Origin of the sequence: Pseudoalteromonas sp. SR45-5 (genome assembly GCF_014163565.1) — a bacterium.
Lineage (GTDB): Bacteria > Pseudomonadota > Gammaproteobacteria > Enterobacterales > Alteromonadaceae > Pseudoalteromonas > Pseudoalteromonas distincta.
Genome location: NZ_JACJDN010000633.1, coordinates 1 through 2248, shown reverse-complemented (window position 1 = coordinate 2248; position 2248 = coordinate 1). Strand labels below are relative to the sequence as shown.

The following is a 2248-nucleotide window of genomic DNA, read 5'->3' as shown; positions in this document are numbered from 1 at the left end:
CCTTGAACATAATGGCCTTGAAGTCGAAGTGTTAGAGCGTGGTGACGAAGTGTTTAATTACCTAGAAAACAATACACCCGATTTAATGATTCTAGACGTTATGCTGCCAGGTAAAGATGGCTTTAGCGTTTGCCGCCAAGTAAGAGATAAATTTACTCTACCAATTTTAATGTTGACTGCTAAAGGTGAAGACTTCGACCAAGTGCTTGGTTTAGAACTTGGTGCTGATGATTATGTAATAAAACCAGCAGAGCCACGTGTATTACTAGCGCGGATCAATGCATTACTACGACGTGGGCAACCAATAGTAAAGTCTAGTGAAGAACTGCAGTTTGGTGATTTAGTCATCGATAAAACAAGCCGTATTGTAAAACTAAGTGATTCAGAGATTGTATTAACTTCGCACGAGTTTGAACTACTATGGCTATTAGCGTCAAATGCGGGTGAAGTACTAAGCAGAGAACATGTGCACCAACATATGATTGGCCGTCAATACGACGGACTTGATAGAACTGTGGATGTACGCGTATCACGAATTCGTAAAAAATTAGGCGATAATAGTGATAAGCCGTATCGTATAAAAACCGTATGGGGACAAGGCTATTTATTTGTTTCTGATGCATGGGATCTTTAGAACTATTTAAGGTTAATCGGCTGTAATGGGAAAACTGTTTACCAGCTTATACTTATATATCATTGTTTCATTATTTGTTGTAAGTGGTGTTATTGAGCAGCTGTGGCCCTATGAAGAGTCGCAGCAGCAGGTCTTCTTAGACGATGAGTTTGGGCAATCACTGTGGTTGCTTTCACAAACCCCAAATGGTCTTAAAAAACTAAAGCATAACTTTGAAAGTAAAGTGATTGAACGATGTGATTTAATACTTCCTCAAAAACAACAATCGCAGCTAAATCAAAACCACTACTTATATTTGTATGATAAGCAACAACGCATTGTTTGGTATGTAGATCTCGGTAATGATTCATTACTTCAAGTAGGACCGGTAGGCGTATTAACGCAGCAATTATCTTCTGTTTGGCCGTATTTATTACTACTTATTATTGTAGGTATACCAGTTGGGCTATGGAGCTTTTTACTCTGGCGTGACTTTGCAAAGCTACGTAAAGCGTGTGAAGCGGTAGAGGGTTTGCAAGACTTTCAACTAAATGACTCTTCTAAGTCTTTCTTTTTACCTATAACTGATACATTAAAGGTAATGCAGCAACGTATTGAGTTTTTACTTAGTGCGCAGCAAGAACTTACCTCATCGGTGTCGCATGAGTTTAGAACACCACTAGCACGTTTAAAGTTTGCAATAGTCATGCTACAAGAACAAATGCTTGACGAAAAAGGCGAAAAATACCTAACAAACATGCAAACAGATATTAGTGAGCTTGAGTCACTAGTTTCTGAAATGCTTGAATACGCGCGATTAGACTCTCAACAACCAAGTTTACAGCCAATAAACTGCGATTTAGCTGGGCTGGTAAAAACCACTGTTGAAAAGCTAAATTTTGAAGCTAGAACAACGCTCTCTATAAACCTCCCTGAGCATTTAAATTACTACTGTGATAGCCACTTTATGGCGCGAGTATTTCAAAATTTAATTGGCAATGCGCTCAAATACACTCATCAACAAGTCAAAATTTCATTGCTACAAGAGGCAACTCACATCGTATTGATTGTTGAAGATGATGGTGAAGGGATTGACCCCGTTGAGCGAGAAAACGTATTTAAGCCTTTTACTCGATTAGATAAAAGTAGAGGCAAGGACACTGGTGGCTTTGGTTTAGGGCTTGCTATAGTTGCTAAAATTGTGTCGTGGCACCAAGGAGAGTGTAAAGCAGAAAGCTCAAGCTTAGGTGGTGCTAAATTTATTGTATATTTACCTCTTAAATTTAAGACATAAAAAAAGCGCCTAAGGCGCTTTTTTTGCGGTTAAAAACCAAAATCAACAAGTAGCAATATAAAAGACCGCAAGTATTTAAAAAAGTTCTCAATTATTTTTTATTTTTTTCAAGTAATGGCATTAACATTTGCTCAAGGCCATTTAGTTTAACCTCATACATCATCGCTAGTTGGCTACCAAGTTTCGAGTTAGGAAATCCCTGCTGTTTGAACCACACCAAATAAGGTTCTGGTAGTAGTAATAAAGGGCGCCCAGCATATTTCCCAAAAGGCATCGTTGTATTTACAGCTATTTTTAATTGTTTTGGATCCATAAGAGTTACTTAGGTTTTAAAGTCTGCG

Annotated in this window: 3 protein-coding genes; 2 read left to right on the top strand and 1 reads right to left on the bottom strand. The window is 38.1% G+C overall.

What is annotated here, in order from left to right:
- Together H5072_RS17345 and H5072_RS17340 are read left to right on the top strand one after the other, a co-directional pair.
- Window positions 1-634, top strand: a 634-nt coding sequence (locus tag H5072_RS17345) for a winged helix-turn-helix domain-containing protein (RefSeq protein WP_182694257.1), incomplete at its 5' end; no start/stop codon positions are given.
- A 25-nt stretch (window positions 635-659) separates the two neighbouring features.
- Window positions 660-1907: an ATP-binding protein gene (locus H5072_RS17340; RefSeq protein ID WP_182694256.1), complete on the top strand. Its 1248-nt coding sequence runs from the start codon at window positions 660-662 to the stop codon at window positions 1905-1907.
- Between the two features lie 91 nt (window positions 1908-1998).
- Here H5072_RS17340 and H5072_RS17335 read toward each other — a convergent pair whose 3' ends face one another.
- Entirely contained in the window at window positions 1999-2220 is a 222-nt protein-coding gene (locus H5072_RS17335) for a DUF3820 family protein (RefSeq protein WP_024594942.1), read from the bottom strand.
- Window positions 2221-2248: the final 28 nt, after the last annotated feature.